Origin of the sequence: Hydrogenophaga sp. (assembly GCF_051007235.1) — a bacterium.
GTDB lineage: Bacteria > Pseudomonadota > Gammaproteobacteria > Burkholderiales > Burkholderiaceae_C > Hydrogenophaga.
Genome location: NZ_JBPCSJ010000045.1, coordinates 1 through 2,519, shown reverse-complemented (window position 1 = coordinate 2,519; position 2,519 = coordinate 1). Strand labels below are relative to the sequence as shown.

5 protein-coding genes are annotated in these 2,519 nt (G+C 66.3%); 2 read left to right on the top strand and 3 right to left on the bottom strand.

What is annotated here, in order from left to right; genetic code table 11:
- Positions 1 to 206: 206 nt before the first annotated feature.
- Together vapB and vapC are read left to right on the top strand one after the other, a co-directional pair.
- Entirely contained in the window at positions 207 to 440 is a 234-nt protein-coding gene (gene vapB, locus ACR2JA_RS01460) for a type II toxin-antitoxin system VapB family antitoxin (protein ID WP_434007369.1), read from the top strand.
- 10 nt (positions 441 to 450) lie between these two features.
- Positions 451 to 852 carry a type II toxin-antitoxin system tRNA(fMet)-specific endonuclease VapC gene (gene vapC, locus ACR2JA_RS01455; RefSeq protein WP_434007368.1) on the top strand — a complete coding sequence of 134 codons (402 nt, stop codon included), beginning with the start codon at positions 451 to 453 and terminating at the stop codon, positions 850 to 852.
- A 34-nt stretch (positions 853 to 886) separates the two neighbouring features.
- Here vapC and ACR2JA_RS01450 read toward each other — a convergent pair whose 3' ends face one another.
- From ACR2JA_RS01450 to ACR2JA_RS01440, 3 genes are all read right to left on the bottom strand, one after another.
- Positions 887 to 1,198: a type II toxin-antitoxin system RelE/ParE family toxin gene (locus tag ACR2JA_RS01450; protein ID WP_434007367.1), complete on the bottom strand. Its 312-nt coding sequence runs from the start codon at positions 1,196 to 1,198 to the stop codon at positions 887 to 889.
- Positions 1,195 to 1,491, bottom strand: coding sequence for a YlcI/YnfO family protein (locus ACR2JA_RS01445; RefSeq protein WP_434007366.1), 297 nt, complete (start codon positions 1,489 to 1,491; stop codon positions 1,195 to 1,197). The genes ACR2JA_RS01450 and ACR2JA_RS01445 overlap by 4 nt, the downstream gene beginning before the upstream one ends.
- An 85-nt stretch (positions 1,492 to 1,576) precedes the next feature.
- A partial coding sequence (locus ACR2JA_RS01440; RefSeq protein WP_434007365.1) for an AMP-binding protein occupies positions 1,577 to 2,519 on the bottom strand: 943 nt, incomplete at its 5' end.

Here is a 2,519-nt window from a genome sequence, read left to right as displayed (position 1 = left end):
AGGCAGAGCAACGCAGAGCAACGGGGTCAGGTCTTGCCTTTCGAGCAACGGGGTCAGGTCTTGCCTTTCGAGCAACGGGGTCAGGTCTTGCCTTTTGCCAGTCCATCAACCAACCCGAGAAGCAAGGCCACAGTTCGTTCCGCCAACGGGTAGCACCAGAAGCCCCTGCGCCATATACTCGCGCCATATCCCACCAGGAGGCCGCCATGAGCATCACCACCGTCTTCACCAACAACCGCTCACAGGCCGTGCGCCTGCCGGCGGACGTGCGGCTGCCCGAGGGCGTGAAAAAAGTGCAGGTGCGGGCGCGGGGCATGGACCGGATCATTTCGCCGGTGGGTCACACGTGGGACGCGTTCTTCATGAACGGGCCGCAGGCATCCGACGACTTCATGGCCGAACGTGCCACCCAGGAGCAGGCCGGGCGCGACGCGTTCTGAAGACCGCGCCATGCTCAAGTACCTGCTCGACACCAACATCGTCATCTACGTCATCAAGCGCCGGCCGCTGGAGGTGATGGGGGTGTTCAATGAGAACGCCGGGCGCATGGCGATCTCGTCCATCACCCTGAGCGAGCTGTACCACGGCGCAGAAAAAAGCGCGAAAGTAACGCAGAACCTGGCCGTGGTGGAGGAGTTCGCCAGCCTGCTGGAAGTGCTTCCGTACAGCGCCAAGGCCTCGCAGCACTACGGCGCCATTCGTGCCGAGCTGGAAAAGGCCGGGCGCCCCATCGGCGTGAACGACCTGCACATCGCGGCGCACGCCCGCAGCGAGGGCCTGACCCTGGTCACCAACAACATGGGCGAGTTCGAATGGGTACCGGGTCTGCTGCTGGAGAACTGGGTCGGCTGAGTCCGTGGCGAAACAGGAAAGGCTGCGAACGCCCTCAGTGGTAGTCGTCTTCCAACTGATGGCGCACCGCCAGGATCGTCACCGTCGAGGCGTTCTCGATTTCGAACAGGGCGACGTAGCCACTGTGGCTGAACGGGATCAGCAGTTCGCGCAGAAACGGGCTCTGACCTGCCTTGCGGTAGATGAAGGGTGAGCGGCCCAGGCTGTCGACGGCGGTGGTGATCGCGTTCAGCGCCCGCTCGGCCAGTTCCAGGTCTTCGGCCGTGCTGGCCCGCTCCAGCAAAAAGTCGTAGAGGCGGATCAGGTCGTCGCGAGCAGCGGCGGTGTATCGGACCGCGAAGCTCACCCGCGCACCCGTACCGGCTTCTGCTTCAGCAACTTGGCACGGGCCTGCTCTAGCCGTTGGCCAAGTTCGGCGTGCACCTCACCCGCCGCGAAGTAGACGCCTGAGGTTTGCGCGGCTTCGCGCGATGCCAGCCCGCGGGCCACGAACTCGGCGCGCACGCGTCGGCGTTCGATGGTTTCTCGAACCGATGCCTCGATGAAACCCGACAGGGTCTCGCCCTCCTGCAGCACGCTTTGCGCGGCATCGCGCAGCTGGGGATCGACGCGCAGTGAAGGCAAGGTGGCGGTTTTCATGGGCAGTCTCAATGCGTTGCAGTTGCGATGCATTCTAGACCTGCAACGCGTCCGGTGCCAACAGCCGAACCCGGCTCAGTCGGGTTCACACCCGCTCCCGCAGCACCGTCTTCAACACCTTCCCGTAGTTGTTCTTGGGCAGCGCCTCGACGAATTCATAGCGCTTGGGCCGCTTGAAGCGCGCGATCTGGTCCAGGCAGAAGGCGTCGAGCGCTTTCGCATCCAGTGCCGCCCCCGGCTGCGGCACCACAAAGGCCACCACGATTTCGCCCCATTCGGGGTCGGGCGCGCCGACCACGGCCACTTCGGCCACGCCGGGGGCGTGCAGCAGCACTTCTTCCACCTCGCGCGGATAGATGTTGCTGCCGCCGCTGATGATGAGGTCCTTGCTGCGGTCCTTGAGGGTGAGGAAGCCGTCGGCGTCGAGTGCGCCCATGTCGCCGGTCCACAGCCAGCCATCGCGGATGGCGGCCTGCGTGGCTTCGGGGTTGCGCCAGTAGCCGGCCATGACGCTGTCGCCGCGGATCAACACTTCGCCCACCTCGCCCGCGGGCAGTGATTGCCCGTCCGGCCCTGCGACGCGGATGCGCACGGGTGTCTGGGCCACGCCGACGGAGGCGATGCGTGCTTCGTGCCGCGGGTTTGCGGTGTCGGCCAGGTGGGCGCGGCTGAGGGCGGTGCCGGTCATGGGGCTTTCGCCCTGGCCGTAGATCTGCACGAAGCGCGGGCCCATGGTGCGCAGCGCGCGGCGGATGTCGGCGGCGTACATGGGCGCACCGCCGTAGACGATGGTCTTGAAGCTCTGGCCGCATTGTTCGGGCGTGAGGCCCTGCGCCTCGGCCTCGTCTACGATGCGTTTGACGATGGTTGGAGCGGCGAACAGCGAGAGCGGGCCGAGCGCTCGGCCCAGCTCGAACAGCTCGGCCGCGTCGAAGCCGCCCGAGGCGGGCACCACGTGGCGCGCGCCGGCCATGAGGTGCGGGATGGCGTAGAGCCCCGCCCCGTGCGACATGGGCGCGGCGTAAGCG

What these genes read in the sequence shown, in the direction of transcription:
- vapB (WP_434007369.1), top strand. Translation starts at nt 207, where the DNA reads ATGAGCATCACCACCGTCTTCACCAACAACCGCTCACAGGCCGTGCGC.
- vapC (WP_434007368.1), top strand. Translation starts at nt 451, where the DNA reads ATGCTCAAGTACCTGCTCGACACCAACATCGTCATCTACGTCATCAAG.
- ACR2JA_RS01445 (WP_434007366.1), bottom strand. Translation starts at nt 1,491, where the DNA reads ATGAAAACCGCCACCTTGCCTTCACTGCGCGTCGATCCCCAGCTGCGC.